The organism is Mycobacterium sp. IS-1556 (genome assembly GCF_001499985.1).
Lineage (GTDB): Bacteria > Actinomycetota > Actinomycetes > Mycobacteriales > Mycobacteriaceae > Mycobacterium.
The window spans coordinates 173,744-190,882 of sequence record NZ_LQIM01000004.1; the positions used below are offsets into that span (position 1 = coordinate 173,744).

At 65.9% G+C, this 17,139-nt stretch carries 17 protein-coding genes; 9 read left to right on the plus strand and 8 right to left on the minus strand.

All coding sequences use genetic code 11. The annotated features are described in order from the left end of the window. The first annotated feature begins 68 nt into the window (after window positions 1-68). Genes AU187_RS05645 through AU187_RS05655 form a run of 3 tightly spaced genes read left to right on the plus strand, consistent with a single transcriptional unit; the run spans window position 69 to window position 3,918 of the window. Window positions 69-2,975, plus strand: a complete 2,907-nt coding sequence (locus tag AU187_RS05645; protein WP_059098790.1) for an MMPL family transporter — start codon at window positions 69-71, stop codon at window positions 2,973-2,975. Beyond that, complete coding sequence (locus AU187_RS05650; protein ID WP_059098791.1) at window positions 2,972-3,496, plus strand: hypothetical protein; 525 nt, start codon at window positions 2,972-2,974, stop codon at window positions 3,494-3,496. The genes AU187_RS05645 and AU187_RS05650 overlap by 4 nt, the downstream gene beginning before the upstream one ends. A 26-nt stretch (window positions 3,497-3,522) precedes the next feature. Continuing rightward, window positions 3,523-3,918 (plus strand): CoA-binding protein, encoded by a 396-nt coding sequence (locus AU187_RS05655; protein ID WP_059098792.1) that lies wholly within the window; start codon window positions 3,523-3,525, stop codon window positions 3,916-3,918. On the opposite strand, the gene AU187_RS05660 is transcribed toward AU187_RS05655, so the two are convergent. Both AU187_RS05660 and AU187_RS05665 read right to left on the minus strand, forming a co-directional pair. Continuing rightward, the gene (locus tag AU187_RS05660) at window positions 3,915-4,604 is read right to left on the minus strand and encodes a hypothetical protein (RefSeq protein ID WP_059098793.1); all 690 of its coding nucleotides are present in this window, start codon (window positions 4,602-4,604) and stop codon (window positions 3,915-3,917) included. The genes AU187_RS05655 and AU187_RS05660 overlap by 4 nt on opposite strands. Then, window positions 4,601-5,191 (minus strand): Rv1363c family protein, encoded by a 591-nt coding sequence (locus tag AU187_RS05665; protein WP_059098817.1) that lies wholly within the window; start codon window positions 5,189-5,191, stop codon window positions 4,601-4,603. Before AU187_RS05665 ends, AU187_RS05660 begins: the two co-directional genes overlap by 4 nt. On the opposite strand from AU187_RS05665, the gene AU187_RS05670 reads away from it, so the two are divergent. After that, complete coding sequence (locus tag AU187_RS05670) at window positions 5,190-7,232, plus strand: M13 family metallopeptidase (protein ID WP_156425596.1); 2,043 nt, start codon at window positions 5,190-5,192, stop codon at window positions 7,230-7,232. The two genes, AU187_RS05665 and AU187_RS05670, sit on opposite strands and share 2 nt — an antisense overlap. Before the next feature lie 52 nt (window positions 7,233-7,284). On the opposite strand, the gene AU187_RS05675 is transcribed toward AU187_RS05670, so the two are convergent. Next, window positions 7,285-8,247: a L,D-transpeptidase gene (locus AU187_RS05675; protein ID WP_059156998.1), complete on the minus strand. Its 963-nt coding sequence runs from the start codon at window positions 8,245-8,247 to the stop codon at window positions 7,285-7,287. Between the two features lie 164 nt (window positions 8,248-8,411). Here AU187_RS05675 and AU187_RS05680 point away from each other — a divergent pair, with 164 nt between their 5' ends. Then, window positions 8,412-8,705, plus strand: a complete 294-nt coding sequence (locus AU187_RS05680) for an MTH1187 family thiamine-binding protein (RefSeq protein WP_059100811.1) — start codon at window positions 8,412-8,414, stop codon at window positions 8,703-8,705. On the opposite strand, the gene ricR is transcribed toward AU187_RS05680, so the two are convergent. Then, complete coding sequence (ricR, locus tag AU187_RS05685) at window positions 8,702-8,992, minus strand: copper-sensing transcriptional repressor RicR (RefSeq protein WP_059100810.1); 291 nt, start codon at window positions 8,990-8,992, stop codon at window positions 8,702-8,704. The genes AU187_RS05680 and ricR overlap by 4 nt on opposite strands. Window position 8,993: 1 nt before the next feature. Beyond that, window positions 8,994-9,605: a DUF305 domain-containing protein gene (locus AU187_RS05690; protein ID WP_059100809.1), complete on the minus strand. Its 612-nt coding sequence runs from the start codon at window positions 9,603-9,605 to the stop codon at window positions 8,994-8,996. Window positions 9,606-9,683: 78 nt separating this feature from the next. Between AU187_RS05690 and ilvD the strand changes: the two genes are divergently transcribed. Beyond that, window positions 9,684-11,414 (plus strand): dihydroxy-acid dehydratase, encoded by a 1,731-nt coding sequence (gene ilvD / locus AU187_RS05695; protein ID WP_059156999.1) that lies wholly within the window; start codon window positions 9,684-9,686, stop codon window positions 11,412-11,414. Window positions 11,415-11,418: 4 nt separating this feature from the next. On the opposite strand, the gene AU187_RS05700 is transcribed toward ilvD, so the two are convergent. Further along, a complete protein-coding gene (locus AU187_RS05700; RefSeq protein WP_059099208.1) occupies window positions 11,419-11,940 on the minus strand; it encodes an MBOE_33420 family protein in 522 nt (173 codons plus the stop codon). A 101-nt stretch (window positions 11,941-12,041) separates the two neighbouring features. After that, window positions 12,042-12,707, minus strand: coding sequence for an O-methyltransferase (locus AU187_RS05705; protein WP_059099207.1), 666 nt, complete (start codon window positions 12,705-12,707; stop codon window positions 12,042-12,044). A gap of 275 nt (window positions 12,708-12,982) precedes the next feature. On the opposite strand from AU187_RS05705, the gene AU187_RS25875 reads away from it, so the two are divergent. Together AU187_RS25875 and AU187_RS05715 are read left to right on the plus strand one after the other, a co-directional pair. After that, window positions 12,983-13,696, plus strand: a complete 714-nt coding sequence (locus AU187_RS25875) for a type VII secretion target (RefSeq protein ID WP_231740295.1) — start codon at window positions 12,983-12,985, stop codon at window positions 13,694-13,696. A gap of 212 nt (window positions 13,697-13,908) precedes the next feature. Further along, window positions 13,909-14,811 carry an ESX-1 system-associated protein gene (locus AU187_RS05715; RefSeq protein WP_502687736.1) on the plus strand — a complete coding sequence of 301 codons (903 nt, stop codon included), beginning with the start codon at window positions 13,909-13,911 and terminating at the stop codon, window positions 14,809-14,811. A 1,107-nt stretch (window positions 14,812-15,918) separates the two neighbouring features. On the opposite strand, the gene AU187_RS25385 is transcribed toward AU187_RS05715, so the two are convergent. Continuing rightward, window positions 15,919-16,152 carry a hypothetical protein gene (locus AU187_RS25385; RefSeq protein WP_156425580.1) on the minus strand — a complete coding sequence of 78 codons (234 nt, stop codon included), beginning with the start codon at window positions 16,150-16,152 and terminating at the stop codon, window positions 15,919-15,921. Between the two features lie 206 nt (window positions 16,153-16,358). Between AU187_RS25385 and AU187_RS05720 the strand changes: the two genes are divergently transcribed. Then, on the plus strand, window positions 16,359-17,036 hold the full coding sequence (locus tag AU187_RS05720; RefSeq protein ID WP_059099204.1) for an EspK C-terminal domain-containing protein: 678 nt from the start codon (window positions 16,359-16,361) through the stop codon (window positions 17,034-17,036). Window positions 17,037-17,139: the final 103 nt, after the last annotated feature.

Here is a 17,139-nt window from a genome sequence, read left to right on the forward strand (position 1 = left end):
CGCACACTGTTGTACGCTTCGGCTACGAAACGCCGGGGAGAAAGCGGGGGTTTCCAATCCAGCAGTTCATGATGCGCTTGAGTGGCAGCCTGCGCAGATATCGCTGGGCGGTGTTCGCCGTATGGCTGCTCCTTCTGGCCCCGTCGATCTGGCTCGCGCTCAACCAATCCGGCCACCTCACGGGCGGCGGCTTCGAAGTCGAAGGTTCGCAGTCGCTGCGGGTGCAGCGCGAACTCGAGGAGTACTTCCCCGACCAGGGCGCCTCCCCGCTGGCACTGGTCGCCGCGCCGCGCGCCGACGCCTCGTTCGAGGACATGAACGCCGCCGTCGCCCACCTCGAACGCCTCGCCGCCGAGGTGCCCAGCGTCAAGATCGTGCCCAATCGGCAACAGCCGCCGCCCCAACCCGACCGGCCCTACGTCATCACGCTGCAGCTGGACTTCAACAACACCGGGGCGGTCGACGTCGCCAAACGCTTGCGCCAAAAGGTCGGCATCGACGGCGAGGATCCCGGCGAGATCGAGAACGGCAAGGTCAAGCTGTACGTCATCGGCCAGGGAGCGCTGGGTGCGGCGGCCACCCAGGCCACCAAACACGACATCGCCCAGGCGGAGCGGTGGAACCTTCCGATCGTCCTGATCGTCCTGCTGGCGGTGTTCGGTTCGCTGGCGGCGGCGGCCGTACCACTGGTGCTCGGCGTCTGCACGGTCGCGGTGACCATGGGCATCGTCTATCTGCTGTCGATGGTCACGTCGATGTCGGTGTTCGTGACGTCGACCGTGTCGATGTTCGGCATCGCCCTGGCCATCGACTACTCCCTGTTCATCCTCATGCGGTTCCGTGAGGAACTGCGCGCCGGGCGCGACCCGGAGCAGGCCGCCGACGCCGCGATGGCGACGTCCGGCCTGGCGGTGGTGCTGTCCGGGGTGACCGTGATCGCCTCGGTGACCGGGATCTACCTGATCCAGACTCCGGTGCTGGTGTCGATGGCCACCGGTGCCATCCTCGCCGTCGCGGTGGCGGTGCTCACCTCCACCACGCTCACGCCGGCGGTGCTGGCGACGTTCGGGCGGGCGGCGGCCAAACGCTCGTCGTATCTGCACTGGTCGAGACGATCGGAAAGCACCCAGTCGCGGTTCTGGACCCGGTGGACCGGGTGGGTGATGCGGCGACCGTGGTTGTCGGCGCTGGCCGCCGCGGCGCTGCTGGTGGCGCTGGCCGCGCCGGCGTTTTCGATGATGCTCGGCAACAGCATGCAGCGTCAGTTCGAGCCGACCCACGAGATTCGCGGCGGGGTCAACGCAGCGGCCGAGGCGCTCGGTCCCGGTGCGCTCGGCCCGGTTCGTGTGTTGGTGACGTTCCCGGAAGGCGACGCCGCGTCGGCGCCGGGTAAGGAACCGCTGCTTGACGCGCTTCGCCAGCGCATGGCACAAGGCCCCAACGTGGTGTCGGTCAGCCCTCCCTCGTTCGGCGAGGACAACCGGCACGCATTGCTGTCGGCGGTGCTGTCGGTCGACCCCGAGGACATGGGCGCGCGCGAAACCGTCGACTGGCTGCGCGCCGAATTGCCGAAGGTTTCCGGCGTCGAGGACGTGCAGGTCGACGTCGGCGGGCCGACGGCCCTGATCAAGGACTTCGACGACCGGGTGTCCGCCACTCAGCCGCTGGTGTTCGTCTTCGTGGCGTTGATCGCGTTCCTCATGCTGCTCGTCGCGATCCGGTCGGTGGTGCTGGCGTTCAAGGGCGTCCTGATGACCGTGTTGTCGGTGGCGGCCGCCTACGGCAGCCTGGTCGTCGTGTTCCAGTGGGGCTGGCTGGAGGACCTCGGCTTCGAGCGGATCTCGTCGCTGGACAGCACCATTCCGCCCCTGGTGCTGGCGATGACGTTCGGCTTGTCCATGGACTACGAGATCTTCCTGCTGACCCGCATCCGGGAACGGTTCCTGCTGACGCGCAACACCCGCGATGCGGTGGCCTACGGCGTGAGCACCAGCGCCAGAACGATCACCAGCGCGGCGCTGATCATGATCGCGGTGTTCATCGGATTCGCGTTCGCGGGTATGCCGCTGGTGGCGCAGTTGGGCGTGGCGTGTGCGGTGGCGATCGCGGTGGACGCGACGGTGGTGCGGTTGGTACTGGTGCCCGCGCTGATGGCGATGTTCGACGAGTGGAACTGGTGGCTGCCGCGCTGGCTGGTGCGCATCCTGCCGTCGGTGGATTTCGAGAAGCCGCTGCCCAAGGTGGACACCCCCGACTTGATCATCATCCCCGACGACCTCTCGTCGCTGGGCCCGACCGGCTCCGAGCTACGCATGGTCGTCAAGTCGGCGGCCAAGTTGAAAACCCTTGCGCCGCAGGCTGTCACGGTCACCGATCCGCTGGCTTTCAGCGGCTGCGGCGGGACTGGCACGGCCACGAAGATGCGCAGCGCCGAGCGGCTCAACGGCGGCCACCGCCACGGCCGCAACGGCACCGCGCTGGCCACGGCCGCGCCGCCGGTGCATCCGGTGACGATGTGGGGGGGCCGACTGTCGGTCGCCCTCGACGCGCTGGCGACCGCGTCGGACTGCGAGGGCGCGCCGATGGAGCGGCGCAGTCCGATGGAGACCACCAACGTCCAGCTGCCGACCGGTGACCGGCTTCAGATCCCGACCGGCGCGGAGACGTTGCGGCTCAAGAGCTACCTCATCATGTGCCGGAACACCACCCGCGACTACGCGGAGTTCGCCGATCTCGTCGAGTGCATGGAGACGCACACCGCGGCAGAAGTGTTGACCGCGATGGACCGGTACTACTGTGGTCATCAGTCGAGAAAACAATGGGTGGCGACCCAGCTGGTGCGCCGACTGGCCGACCCTGCGCCTTCCGACGAGCACGACACCCGGATGTCGGGCCCCGAGGCGGAGGCGGAGTGGGCCAAGGTCAGAGAGCGTTGCCTTTCGGTGGCGGTCGCGATGCTGGAGGAGGCGAGGTGACGGTGACTCCCGACATCCGGGATACCCGCCGCCGCGGGGGTGTCTCCCCCGAACAGCGCCCGGCACCGCCCGCGCCTAAGCCGGCGGCCGGAGAGCGGCCCGTCGAGTTCTGGCCTACCGCTGCGATCCGCGCGGCGCTGGAGACCGACGATCTCGCCGTCTGGCAGCGCATCGTCGCGGCGATCAAGCGGGACCCGTTCGGTCGGACCGCCCGCCAGGTCGAGGAGGTCCTCGAGACCGCACGGCCGTACGGCGTGTCCAAGGCGCTCGCCGAGGTGCTCACCCGAACCCGCGAACACCTGGAGGCCAACGAGCGTCAGGAGGTGGCCCGCCACATCCGCGCACTACTGGAGCACTCCGGACTTGCGCCGCAGGAATTCGCGTCGCGGATCGGTGTGCCCGCCGCCGACTTCGCGGCCTTCCTCAGCGGCAAGACCAGCCCGTCGGCGGCGTTGATGGTGCGCATGAAGCGGCTGTCCGAACGGTTCGCCCGGATGCGGTCGAACCGGTCCAACGGCTGACGCCGGTCGCTGGGTATACGCCGGGAATGGACCTCGAGCAGATACTGCGGGAAACCCGCACGGTGGCGATCGTCGGCGCATCGCCCAACCCCGACCGCGCCAGCCACGAGATCTGGACGTATCTCAAGGCGGCCACCGATTACGAGTTGTATCTGGTGAATCCGACGGTCGGCGAGATCGACGGCACACCGGTCTATCCGTCGTTGGCCGATCTTCCCGTCGTGCCCGATCTCGTGGACGTGTTCCGCCGACGCGAACACCTGCCCGCGGTCCTCGCCGACACCGTCGCCGTCGGCGCCAAGGTGCTGTGGCTACAGCTGGGGCTGTGGGACGAGCAGGTCGCCCGTGACGGCGCCGCCGCAGGGCTGCGGGTGGTGATGGACCGCTGCATCAAGGTCGATCACGCCCGCCTGCTCGGTTAGCGGGAGTGGATCGGCGACACGTCGTCGACCAACCATCGGCCGTCTTTTTTCGACAACGCCACCCGCAACGCCAGGACTGCGGTGTCGGTCGGCTTGCCCGGCGAGTTCTGCGTGGCGTGCAGGACCACCGCGACGCTGGCGGCGTTCGGTCCGATCGCCTCGACGCCCGCGGACACCGTGCTCGCCTGCGCGGAGACGTTGCGGCTCGTCAAATCCTCTGCCACCGACGAGAATTCGTTCTTGAAAGCATCGGCGCGTTCCGGCGACATCATCGCCGCCGCCCGGTCGATCGACGCGGTGGGGCTCTGCGGGGTGAACGACGCGGAGGCCTCGGCGACACTGCTGGCGATGCCCACCACCTCAGTGCTGTCTTTGCGCAGCGTGCGGTCCGGCACCGTCCAATGCAGGTAGCCGACGAGCACCGCGGCCGCCACCGCCGCCGTCGCGACCGCGGCCACTCCCAAACGCAACCCGGGACCGTCGTCGTCGGTGCCGACGGTCACCGCGTCGCGGCGCGCCAGCACCGCGTTGACCACGACACCCTCGACGATCAGCAGGCACAGCACCGAGCACACCGCAACCCACCACAGCGGCCAGGCCAGCGCGATGCCGATGTACGCCAGCGCCGCTACCGCGGCCAGCGGAGCGGCGACGTCGAATGCGGCGACCCGCCAGGCGTTCCTCATCGGATCGGCTCCAACCGCGAGATCATCAGCTTGCCGTCCACGTCGGACACGTCCAGCCGCAAAGTCCAGCGCACCGTCTGCGGCTTCTGCTCGCCGGCGTTCTCGCTGATCGACGTCGCCACCACCAGCACGGTGTCGGTGCGCGACGCGAACTCGGTCACCTCGGGCTGGGGTTTCGGCGGTCGTGCACCGTCGCGCCCCGGCTGCGGATGGTGGATCGACTCGACGGCCACCGAGTCGATCTGACCGGTGGTCTGCGTCTGCAGTTTCTGCACGAGCTCGCGGTAGGGCTCGACGGCCGCGTCGAAGTCGGCGTTGAGCTGTCCGACGGTGTTCTCGTGCAACTTGACCAGGTCGGACTGCACGGTGTCCTTGTTCATGTTGATCAGCACGCTGGTCCAGTCGGCGGCGGCCTGCATGACGCGGGCGCGATACCGCAGTTCGTCGGTGTCGGCACGATGCTGGACCCAGATCAGGGCGGCGAGCGCGACCGCGACGACTGCGATCACCCCGAGCACCGCCGACGCGATGCCGTAGCTGGTGATGACGGGACCGTCCTCGGCCGCGGTGGGCTCGTCGTCGGGCATGCGCGTGAGGGTACCCGGCAAGCTCTGGCACCCTGGTGGGGTGACTGTCGAAGCAATCCGATCAGGCATCGACCTGAGCCACGTCGACGCCCAGGCCCGCCCCCAAGACGACCTCTTCGGCCATGTGAACGGCCGCTGGTTGACCGAGTACGAGATGCCGGGCGACCGCGCCACCGACGGCGCGTTCCGCTCGCTCTACGACCGCGCCGAGGAGCATGTCCGCGACTTGATCGCCGGAGCCGCCACGGCGGCGGCATCAGGCAGCGGGGCGGCGTCCTCCGGCGGCACCGACGAACAGCGCATCGGCGACCTGTACGCCAGCTTCATGGACGAACAGACGGTCGCCGCGCGCGGTGTGCAACCGCTGCTGGAGGAGTTGGCGGCGATCGACGCAGCCGACACCCCCGAGGCGCTGGCCCGGGTGCTGGGTGCGTTGCAGCGCACCGGCATCGGCGGCGGCACGGGCGTCTACGTCGACACCGACTCCAAGGACTCCACTCGGTACCTGCTGCACTTCAGCCAGTCCGGTCTGGGCCTGCCCGACGAGTCCTACTACCGCGACGAGCAGCACGCCGAGATTCTCGCCGCCTACCCGCGGCACATCGCGGCGATGTTCGGGTTGGTCTACGGCGACGGTGACCACGACGAGACCGCGGCGCGCATCGTCGCGTTGGAGACCAAGCTGGCCGCCGCGCACTGGGACGTCGTCAAGCGTCGCGACGCCGACCTCACCTACAATCTGCGCGCCTTCGCCGACCTGCCCACCGAAGCGCCCGGCTTCGACTGGGCCGGTTGGGTGACCTCGCTCGGCACGACGCCCGAGATTGCCGCCGAAGTCGTTGTCCGCCAACCTGATTACCTGACCGCGTTCGCTGCGGCGTGGTCGGGCGAGGATCTAGAGGACTGGAAACGCTGGCTGCGCTGGCGGGTGATCCACGCCCGCGCATTCCTGCTGACCGACGACCTGATCGCCGAGGACTTCGCGTTCTACGGCCGCCGGTTGTCAGGCACCGAGCAGATCCGCGACCGGTGGAAGCGGGCGGTGTCGGTGGTGGAGAACCTGATGGGCGACGCGGTCGGCAAGCTTTACGTCGAGCGGCATTTTCCGCCGCACGCCAAGCAGCGGATGGACGAACTCGTCGCCAACATCCGCGAGGCCTACCGCGTCAGCATCAACTCGCTGGACTGGATGACGCCGGCCACACGGGAGAAGGCGCTGGCCAAGCTCGACAAGTTCACGCCCAAGATCGGTTATCCCGTGAAGTGGCGCGACTATTCGAACCTGGTGATCGAGCGCGACGATCTGTACGGCAACTACCGGCGCGGCTACGCCTTCGAGTACGACCGCGAGATGGCCAAGCTCGGCGGACCCGTCGACCGCGACGAGTGGTTCATGACGCCGCAGACCGTGAATGCCTACTACAACCCGGGTATGAACGAGATCGTCTTTCCCGCAGCGATTCTGCAGCCGCCGTTCTTCGACGCCGACGCCGACGACGCCGCCAACTACGGCGGCATCGGCGCGGTGATCGGCCACGAGATCGGGCATGGCTTCGACGATCAGGGCGCCAAGTACGACGGTGACGGCAACTTGGTCGACTGGTGGACCGACGAGGACCGCACCGAGTTCGGGGCCCGCACAAAGAAGTTGATCGAGCAGTACGAAGAGTACGTGCCGCGTGCGTTGAGCAACGGGCATCACGTGAACGGCGCGTTCACCGTCGGCGAGAACATCGGCGACCTCGGCGGGCTGTCGATCGCGCTGTTGGCCTACCGGCTGTCGCTCGGTGACCGGGAGGCGCCCGTCATCGACGGTTTGACGGGCGAACAACGGGTTTTCTATGGCTGGGCTCAGGTGTGGCGGGCGAAATCCCGCGACGCCGAGGCCATTCGGCGACTGGCGATCGACCCGCATTCACCGCCGGAGTTCCGGTGCAACGGCGTCATCCGCAACATGGATGCGTTCTACGAGGCGTTCGGCGTCACCGCAGACGACGCGCTCTACCTGGAACCCCAACGCCGCGTACGCATCTGGAATTAGGGGTTTCGGTGCGCTACCAATCGCGCAGCGATCAGTAGCGCACCGAAACCGCTCAGAACATCTGCCAGTCCGACGCGCCGTCGGGCTTGTTGTAGGTCCCGGTCGAGTTCTTGATGACGACCGCGTCACCGCTGCCGAAGTTGTCGAAGAACCACTTAGCGTTGGCCGGGCTCAGGTTGATGCAGCCGTGGCTGACGTTCTCTTCGCCCTGCGAGCCGACCGACCACGGCGCGCTGTGCACGAACGTGCCGAGGTTGTCGATGCGGACCGCGTCCTTCACCTTGAGTTTGTAGCCCTCGGGCGAGTCGACCGGCACACCGTAGGTGGACGAGTCCATCACGATGTCGGGGAACTTCTCCAGCACGTAGTACGTGCCGTTGGGGGTGTCATGGCCCTTCTTGCCCATCGATACCGGGAAGGTCTCCACCAGCTCGCCGTTGCGGTGAATCTCCATCTGCAACGACTTGTTGTCGATGGTCGCGACCAGTTGCTCGGGCACCGTGAAGCTCGACTTGGTGCCGGACGCGTCGATGTTCACCACGGTGCCCGCGGGCCAGAAGTCCTGCGGGCGCCACCGCACCTGGGTGTCGGTGGTCCAGTAGAAGCGGCCCGGCACCGGCGGGTTCGACGAGATGTGGATGGCTTGCTCGGCCATCGCCCGGTTGGCGATCGGCCGCTGGAAGTTGATGTAGATCGGCTTGGCGGCGCCGACGATCGACCCGTCGGTCGGATTGAAGGACGGCGGTGCGAACACCGGCGCCCCGACATAGGGCGTGGGGTTCTGTCCGGCCGGGGTGCCCTCCGGAATCGGATGCTGCTGCGCCAGCGGGTCGGGGGGTCCGAAGAACGGGTTCGATGATGGCGGCGCAGGCGCTACGGCCGGGTTGACGGGCGCCGGCGGCGGCGGCGGAACACCAGGTTGAGCCAGGGCTGACGGGCTGGTGAGCACCATCCCGCCGACAAAACCCGCCGCCAGGATGGCAGTGAGCAGTCGGGTGCGCGTTGGCCTGCGCATACATAACCTCCCAGTCGCAGAACTCCAACCAGTGTGGCATAGCGCGCGGAGCGCCGACCGCCGTGCGGGCCGCCCCGAAACCTGGGCAGCGCTCAGTCCACACCCTTGACCTGCATTGTTCATCGTCGGCGAGCGCTGAGCGTTACGGGTGGCAGGCTGGTCGAATGATTGTGGCCTTCAGCGTGAGCCCGATGGGCGCAGATGAGAGCGTCGGTGACGCCGTTGCCGAAGCGGTGAAGGTGGTCCGCGCTTCGGGACTGCCGAACGAAACCAATGCGATGTTCACCAACCTCGAGGGCGACTGGGACGAGGTGATGGACGTGGTGAAGCGGGCCGTCGACGCGGTCGCCGCGGCATCGCCCCGGGTGAGCCTGGTCCTCAAGGCCGACATCCGCCCCGGCCACACCGATCAACTGACGGCGAAGGTCAGGCGCATCGACGACGCGTTGGGCCATTAGGACCGCACCAGACGCGCGATGGCCGCCGACGCCTCGGCCAGCTTCACGTCGGCCTCCTCACCGCCCTCCGCGACGGCTTGGGACACGCAGTGCCCGAGGTGTTCGTCCAGCAGGCCGAGCGCGACCGATTGCAGCGCGCTGTTGACCGCACTGATCTGGGTGAGCACGTCGATGCAGTACTTGTCGTCCTCGATCATCTTCGCGATACCGCGAACCTGGCCCTCGATTCGACGCAGCCGCTTGGCGTAGTTGTCCTTCTGCTCTGAATAACCATGCACCGCAGTCATTTCAGCCCTTCAACATTCGGTTCATCTGGTCAATCTCGGCCTGCTGGGTGTCGACCATCGTCTGCGCCAGGCGCTTCGCGTCGACGTTCTCGCCGTTCGCCAGCTCGGCTCGAGCCATCTCGATCGCCCCCTGATGGTGGCTGATCATCGACTCGAGCCACAGGGTGTCGAACTCCGGACCGGACAGAGACTTGAGTTTGGCCATGGTGGCGTCGTCGACCATGCCCTGCATCGCGGCGTGACCCCCGTGTCCGCCGTGCCCGGTGTCGGAGTCGGGGTTTTCGTTCCACTGCACGAGCAGCACCTTCATGGCCTGGATCTCTGGCTCCTGCGCGGCGGAGATCTGCTCGGCGAGGGCTTTCACCTCGGGATTCGTCGAGCGCTCCGGAACCAATGCCGAGAGCTCGACGGCCTGCTGGTGGTGCGGGATCATGTTCGTCGCGAAGGCGACGTCATCGGAGTTGAAGCCGGCCGGTTGCCCGCTGATCACCGGCTCTTCGGGTTGCTCGTGTTCGGTGTGACCATTGGATGCGTTGCTGCCGCAGGAGGCCAGCAGCAGCGCGGCGGCGAAGGCGGTCAGGACAGCGGTGAGGCGAGCGATCAACGACGTCATGACCCCAGACTACCGCATACCCCGCCGGGGTATAGATATTGGTTTGGCCGGGTGAAACGCCGAAGGCATACTTGTTTGATGCCCTCACAGACTCCGGACACCGAAGCCCGCCGTCGGGCGGAGCCCGACATCAAGCCCCGCAGTCGCGACGTCACCGACGGCCTGGAGAAGGCCGCCGCCCGCGGGATGTTGCGCGCGGTAGGCATGGAGGACGACGACTTCGCCAAGCCGCAGATCGGTGTCGGGTCGTCGTGGAACGAGATCACGCCGTGCAACCTCTCGCTCGACCGCCTCGCGAAGGCGGTCAAGGACGGCGTGCACGCGGCCGGCGGGTTCCCGATGGAGTTCGGCACCATCTCGGTGTCCGACGGCATCTCGATGGGCCACGAGGGCATGCACTTCTCTCTGGTGTCGCGCGAGGTCATCGCCGACAGCGTCGAGACGGTGATGATGGCCGAGCGACTGGACGGCTCGGTGCTGCTGGCGGGGTGCGACAAGTCGCTGCCCGGCATGTTGATGGCCGCCGCGCGCCTCGACCTCGCCAGCGTGTTCCTCTACGCCGGGTCGATTCTGCCGGGCAAGGCCAAGCTGTCCGACGGCACCGAGATGGACGTGACGATCATCGACGCGTTCGAGGCGGTCGGCGCGTGTGCGCGCGGCCTGATGCCCCGTGAGGACGTCGACGCCATCGAGCGGGCGATCTGCCCGGGCGAAGGCGCCTGCGGCGGCATGTACACCGCGAACACGATGGCTTCGGCCGCCGAAGCGCTCGGCATGTCGTTGCCCGGTTCGGCTGCGCCGCCGGCCACGGACCGCCGGCGCGACGGGTACGCCCGCCGGTCAGGCCAGGCCGTCGTGGATCTGCTCCGCCGCGGTATCACCGCGCGCGACATCATGACCAAGGAGGCGTTCGAAAACGCGATCGCCGTCGTGATGGCGTTCGGCGGGTCGACCAATGCGGTGCTGCATCTGCTCGCCATCGCCCACGAGGCGAACGTCAAGTTGACCCTCGACGATTTCACGCGGGTCGGGCAGAAGGTTCCGCACCTGGCCGACGTCAAGCCGTTCGGCAAGCACGTCATGTTCGACGTCGATCGCATCGGCGGCGTGCCAGTGGTCATGAAGGCCCTACTGGATGCCGGTCTCCTGCATGGTGATTGCCTGACGGTCACCGGTCAGACGATGGCCGAGAATCTCGCGCACATCGCGCCGCCTGACCCGGACGGCAAAGTGCTACGCGCCCTGGCCGATCCGATCCACCCCACCGGCGGCATCACGATTCTGCACGGTTCGCTGGCCCCCGAAGGCGCGGTCGTGAAGTCGGCGGGCTTCGATTCGGACGTGTTCGAGGGCACCGCAAGGGTTTTCGAGCGTGAGCGCGCCGCGCTGGACGCGTTGGAAGACGGCACGATCCAGGCCGGCGACGTCGTCGTGATCCGCTACGAGGGACCCAAAGGCGGTCCCGGGATGCGCGAGATGCTGGCGATCACCGGTGCCATCAAGGGCGCCGGGCTCGGCAAGGATGTGCTGCTGATGACGGACGGCCGATTCTCCGGCGGCACCACCGGACTGTGCGTCGGACACGTGGCGCCCGAGGCTGTCGACGGCGGCCCCATCGCATTCCTGCGCGACGGCGACCGTATCCGCCTCGACGTCGGCAACGGCACGTTGGATGTGCTGGTCGATCCGGAGGAATTCGAGGCGCGCAAGGTCGGCTTCGAGCCGTTGCCTCCGGTGTACACCACGGGTGTCCTCGCGAAGTACACCAAGCTGGTGCACTCGGCGGCGGTCGGCGCAGTCTGCAGCTAGCCGATCAGCCGGGCGGCGGCGGGTCGATGGGTGTCAGCCTGATCGGCACCCAATGTGTGCCTGGTCCCTCACCGGGGCAACCAGCTCCCTCGGTAACTAAGGTCCGCTCGCCGAAGAAGCTGCCGTCAGGGTTGGGCATGAGATAGTCCGACCGTTGGGCCTGCACGGCGCTGCTGGGATCGTTCCGATTGCAGAAGTAGGGATATCTCCCGCTGGTTTCCCAGCGGGAGATATGCCATCTGTACTCGTAAACCAAGGGAGCGCCCGGATTGCGGGCGTGGTCGTCGTTGTTGTCCCAACGCACGACGCAACCGTTCACGTCGCAATGGGTGGTGAATGGAACAGGCACGGTTATCGAATTCATCGGCGTCGGCAGACCGTTGAACGTCTGCTTCGAGAAGTCGATGAACACGTCGTAGTACCCGTACAGCGGCGGTGGTTCAACGCGATCCGCGCCGGCGACTGGCGACAGGAGGAGCGCGGTGCAGCCCGTGAACACCGCGATCGAGAACGACTTTGACGCCACGAGGGCCTCCTTCGTCGCGAGCCCCCAGCGGGCGGAGAGCTCTTCGGGCTCTGGATAACACAACTGGGCGGCGGAGTTCGCCGAATCGGCAATGCCGTGGGCTACCCGGTGATACGGGCGAGCGCGAAGCCGTCCCAGCCCTTGGTGCCGACGGTCTGGATCGCGGCGACTTCCAATTGCGGATGGTTGCCCATCATCTCGAGCATTTCGCGAACGGCCCGTGCTTGACGGTCGTCGGGGGCCGGATCGAGAACGCGTCCGAAGCGAGCGATGTTGTCCACCACGATGATCGAGCCCGGCTTGCCTAGCTTGATAGCCCACTCGACATACGCGATGTTGTTTTCCTTGTCGGCGTCGATGAAAGTGAGGTCGAAGGTGTCGCCGCGCTCGGAGAGAGTCGGCAGGGTGTCGAGTGCCGCTCCGACGATGATCTCGACGCGGTCTTGCACCCCCGCTCGGATGAAGTTCTCCCGCGCGATCGCGGCGTGCTTGGGTTCGTATTCGAGGGTGACGACGTGACCGTCGGGCCCCACGCCGCGGGCGAGGTTGATGGTGCTGTACCCGGCGAGGGTGCCGATTTCCAAGGCGCGGGTGGCTGACGACAGGGTGGTCAGCAAGTAGAGGAGCCGGCCGTGTTGAGCAGACACCTCGATGGCGGGCATGCCGGCTGCGTCGGCGGATTCACGGGCTTCCCGGAGCGCGTCGTCTTCGGTGCGAAGGAAGCGGTTGAAGAGGTCGTCGAGCGCCTTCGGATCGGGTTCGGCCACAGGGCAACGCTAGTCCAGTGGGCCGTTGATTCGTTCTGCTCTCTTTGCTGCGGGCGCCGGTACGGGTGGTGTGGTCACTGGTTGGCAGTCCGTCTAACGGGGGCAGAAGGTAACTCGGCACGCGCGGCGCGGCTGCGATCAGCGGTTGGGTAGACCTCGCTTTCGCGTGGTAGCGACGTCAAACTGCCGGCGGGGCTGATATAGCTGGTCCGGTAGCATTTGCTCCGTGACGCCTGAGGGGGTTTGCCCGACGCTGAGCGTGGTGCGGAGTGACGATGACTGAGGTTCTGCGGGTCGATACGGGCCTGGTGCGCGAGGCCGGTGGACGGTTGCGTGGAATCGCCGCCGAGCTCCCCGAGCCTCCGGCGGTGTACAGGCCGACGGGAAGCGACGCCTTGTCCGCGGCGATCGCCGCGAAGGTGACCGAGGTCGTGGATCCAGTGCTCGCACAGATGCCGGTCACGAAAGAAGAATTGACCAAGTATGCGCTGAACGTGGTCAACGCCGCGAACACATACGACGCCGTAGACGCACAACTCGCCGAGGAAATTCTCAAGCGCCTCGAATCGCTCGATGACGCCGCGCGTACGGGCCGCGATGGTGGCTCACCGGGCGGCGTTTCGGTTGCAGCGCTACGCGCAACGGGTACGGCGGCGGGCGGGGCCACGTCAGGAAATTCACCGGTCCAGGGCGCGGCGCAGCAGCCGATGCAGTTGGCGCAGCAGGCGGTGCAGGCGCCGATGCAAATGGCTGGCATGGCAGGGGCGATTCCGCAAGCAATGACGCAGGGCATGCAACAGGCCATGCAGCAGGCTGGTCAGTTGTCGGAGGCTGCCCGTGCGGGCGACGAGGCGCGCACGCCCGAAACGACTTCCGAACCGCCGCAGGATCTGGCGGCACCGGGCGATGATGGAGAGCGTGCGCCGGATGACGCAGTCGCGTCGAACCAGATGCGTTCGGCCGAGGGAGGACCGGAGATCGCCCTGTGAGCTATCCACCGCCGGGAGGACCGCCGCCGGGTAATTACGGTCCGCCCCAAGGGAATCCGGGACAGTGGGGTCCGCCGCACCAGCCGCCGTGGCCGCAACAGCAATGGTCGCAAGGTCCACCTCCGAAGAAGCGGAGCAACGGCTGGAAGTGGGCGCTTGGCGGAGTAGCTCTCCTAGCCGTTATCGGATTGACTGCAGCAGTGACGATTTCGGTGACTTCGGATGATGGGGACAGCGGAGACACATCACCATCGGGCGAGACTTATGGCCTAGCAAGCGCTGACGACAGGGGCCCAGCGACCATCATCACTGAGGACCCTACGTGCGCGGCATGGATGCCTATCAATAGAGCCCTGGGCGCGGTCCTAAAACGCGGTTGGAGCAGGCGCGACGCAACGATCCCAGAAGGAAATTGGACGCCCGACTTGCGAGTGCAATACGAAGAAGTCGGTGACGCATTGAAGCTGGCGACAGATCAAACTGTGCGGTTAGCGAAGCAGACACCACACCGAGTCATGCGAGAGCTCTACGAACAATTTATCGCATACGGACGCGCTTTCACTGATGCAATTCCGACGTATACAGAGGAAGACAATCACCTCGCTCTTGCGTCTATAACCACGACCAATGTGGTGGTTTTCGTGTGCTCAGCCATCCACTACGGATCAGCGAAGGCGCGAGCCCCGCTGATAGATGCACCCCCGAGCCCGTCCGAGGTGCCGAAACTGGCCGATCCTGATGCGGCCGCACCGCTCTTTGCGCGCGCAGACACCACCTGTGACGAGTGGGATCGGATCCTCAACGGATTCAATGATCAGACTAAAGCCTGGCAGTCGATCGACCCCGATATCCCAGCAACCGACTGGACGGCCGAGCAGCGAGCAGTTGTCGAAGCTGTCATACCAGTGATGCACCGATCCGCCGACGACTTCGAGAGGCTTGGCGAAGAAACGACCAATCTCACATTGAGGGATCTTGCGGTCTTTGCAGCTCAATATCGTCGTGCCTACGCCGAAGCCTTACCCACCTACATAACCGCCGATAAATACCTGGACCTCACTGCCTACAGAGTGAGCTCGGTTATCTATGAAGCTTGCAAGGCTGTCGGAACATAGCAATGGGAATACTTCGTCCACATGACCCATACGGCTTGACGTCTCCGCCTGCGTGGCCAGATGTTGACGAAGATTCTTTGCGCACATGTGCCGATGCGTTCGATTCCGTGTCGAGGTCGCTGAGTCTCCAACTTGACTGTATAAAACAGGAGAAGACACTCATGTTCGGAGGAGTCGGCGCTTGGTCGGGGCCGGCTGCATGTTCAGCCAGCTCGTCGATTGACAGACGGCTTGCGGACCTCGAATCCGTGAAAGGAAGAGTCGAGGCCGCATCTACAGCGTTCAAAAACTGCATCAGCGCAACGGTTCATAGCAAGAATGCGATAATCGACAATGTAGAGGTTGCGAACAAGATTCTTGACTGGATTCGCAATCATCCAGACATCCCGAGCGATGCCAAAGAAGCTGCAATTCAGAAGGGAATTGCCGCGATTCGTGCTGAGAATATCGCGATCGTCGCGATGGCTGGCTCTCAAGTTTCAGGTGTGCCGCTCACGACTTCGGATACTCCCAGTTCGTCTCCAGATGACGTGGTCGTTTCTGACGGCGATCAGCCGTCGGCCGATATGACAGTACAACCGGTCAGCAATTGGCGGGGCCCAGAGGGAACACCTGTAATCGCTGAGGACCTCCCCAGCGGACCATCTCCCTCAGAAAGCACGAACGGGAATGGTAAGACCGGCGCTCCACAAGGAATTAGCGATATAGCTGACGAAACACTACAAGACGCGTTTACCGACCCGCCTCGCGAAAATGGAGCCACACGCGGCCCACTTGGCACGTCCGATACGGCCGAAGAACCACCCTTGTCTTCGAACCCAGTACCACCGTCCGATCCCAACTCACCCCCGGGCTTAGTCGGTGTACCCGGCGTCCCAGGCGGTTCCGGTGCACCGGCACCTCCACGTCTCAACACCCCGGCGGTTCCTCTATCGTCCGGTAGCTCTGCGCCGTCGACACCATCCGCTCCCTCGACGCCATCGGCACCGACTACGCCCAGCACACCCAGCACTGTCAATCCCGCTGCGACAGCGGCAAATCAAGCGCAGATTAGCGACTTTCAACGGTCAATCGCCGATGCGGCGACCCGAGCGGCGCAGGCGGCGCCTATTCCACCGCCTCAACCATCCGCTCCCCTTCCCACCGCGCAACCGCCTGCACCTCCCCTACTTCCCGACGCACCCGCAGCGACGCAGCCCAGTCAGACCGCGTCGGCCACCGGCTCGACCAGTGGGGGCTCGGCACCCGTCGCGCCGCCGCCAACCGCGCCCGCCCCAACTCCCGCGCCACCTGTTCAACTCGGTCCACCAGCGACACCTCCACCCGCGGCACCCGTCGCACCCACCGCTCCCGCGACCGCCGGCATACCCCCGGCCGCCGCAGCTGCTGCGGGTGCGAGCACCGTTGGAGCCCCTGCGCCGGTACCGGTTTCGGCTGCCCGAGCCCAACGCGAAGCGGTCGCCGCTGCCACCTTACGGAGGTCCAGCAGCGACCACACCCAATTAGCCCACCGTATCGCCGCAGCTCTCAACGTCGGCAACACCGACATGGGCTTCTTCTGGGTCACCGGACTGGCGAAGGACGGAACCATCGTCGTCGCCAACAATTACGGTCTCGGCTACATCCCCGAAGGCGTGAACCTGCCCGAACGGGTCAAGATGGCCACCGCCGACGAGAGCATTCCCACCAAGGTACGCGGCACCTGGACGACGTATCCCATTCTCGCGCTTCATGGTTGGGTGCAGCACCACGACACCGATCTGCGCGCCGTCATCGCGACCGAAGACCAGTTCAAGGGCTTCGATCCCGGCGCCCCCAAGATCATCCTGCGTCCGGACGACATTCCCGAGAACGGCCAGATGGAAGGCCGTCACCGATTGCAGGTCATATCACCCGACGCCGCAACGAAATTGGCTGCTATCGCCCCCAGCGGGCTCACCGAAGTTCTTCCCGCACCGCCCACCGACGCCACCCCACCCGACGACAATCGCGCGCTGTTGTGGTTCGAAGTCTTTCGCCCCTTGCTCAGCAACGCACCGGAGCGCGGCCAGGCGCAGCTGCAGCATTTCGTCGCCTACGCCGACCATGCCCAGCAACTCGCGCTTCACAAAGCGCACACCGCGACAGAAGCTGCCGACCAGCGTGCCGCGATCGCGGACTGGATCTACTGGCAGCACCTCAGCGTCTTGAACTCCGAGGCTATCGCCACGAGCGCCACCGTCTGACACCTTCGGACCCGCAGTCAGCCACCCGGATTTGTCGGTGGGTGCTGTCATGATGCGGTTATGGTTTCGTTCGCTCCTTCTGGTGTTGAGGTGGATTTGAGTC

Bases quoted from the DNA above. Each gene is read 5' to 3' on its own strand.
- AU187_RS05645 (WP_059098790.1), top strand. From the start codon at position 69: ATGATGCGCTTGAGTGGCAGCCTGCGCAGATATCGCTGGGCGGTGTTC.
- AU187_RS05655 (WP_059098792.1), top strand. From the start codon at position 3,523: ATGGACCTCGAGCAGATACTGCGGGAAACCCGCACGGTGGCGATCGTC.
- AU187_RS05660 (WP_059098793.1), bottom strand. From the start codon at position 4,604: ATGAGGAACGCCTGGCGGGTCGCCGCATTCGACGTCGCCGCTCCGCTG.
- AU187_RS05670 (WP_156425596.1), top strand. From the start codon at position 5,190: ATGCGCGTGAGGGTACCCGGCAAGCTCTGGCACCCTGGTGGGGTGACT.
- AU187_RS05665 (WP_059098817.1), bottom strand. From the start codon at position 5,191: ATGCCCGACGACGAGCCCACCGCGGCCGAGGACGGTCCCGTCATCACC.
- AU187_RS05675 (WP_059156998.1), bottom strand. From the start codon at position 8,247: ATGCGCAGGCCAACGCGCACCCGACTGCTCACTGCCATCCTGGCGGCG.
- AU187_RS05680 (WP_059100811.1), top strand. From the start codon at position 8,412: ATGATTGTGGCCTTCAGCGTGAGCCCGATGGGCGCAGATGAGAGCGTC.
- ricR (WP_059100810.1), bottom strand. From the start codon at position 8,992: ATGACTGCGGTGCATGGTTATTCAGAGCAGAAGGACAACTACGCCAAG.
- AU187_RS05690 (WP_059100809.1), bottom strand. From the start codon at position 9,605: ATGACGTCGTTGATCGCTCGCCTCACCGCTGTCCTGACCGCCTTCGCC.
- ilvD (WP_059156999.1), top strand. From the start codon at position 9,684: ATGCCCTCACAGACTCCGGACACCGAAGCCCGCCGTCGGGCGGAGCCC.
- AU187_RS25875 (WP_231740295.1), top strand. From the start codon at position 12,983: ATGACTGAGGTTCTGCGGGTCGATACGGGCCTGGTGCGCGAGGCCGGT.
- AU187_RS05720 (WP_059099204.1), top strand. From the start codon at position 16,359: ATGGGCTTCTTCTGGGTCACCGGACTGGCGAAGGACGGAACCATCGTC.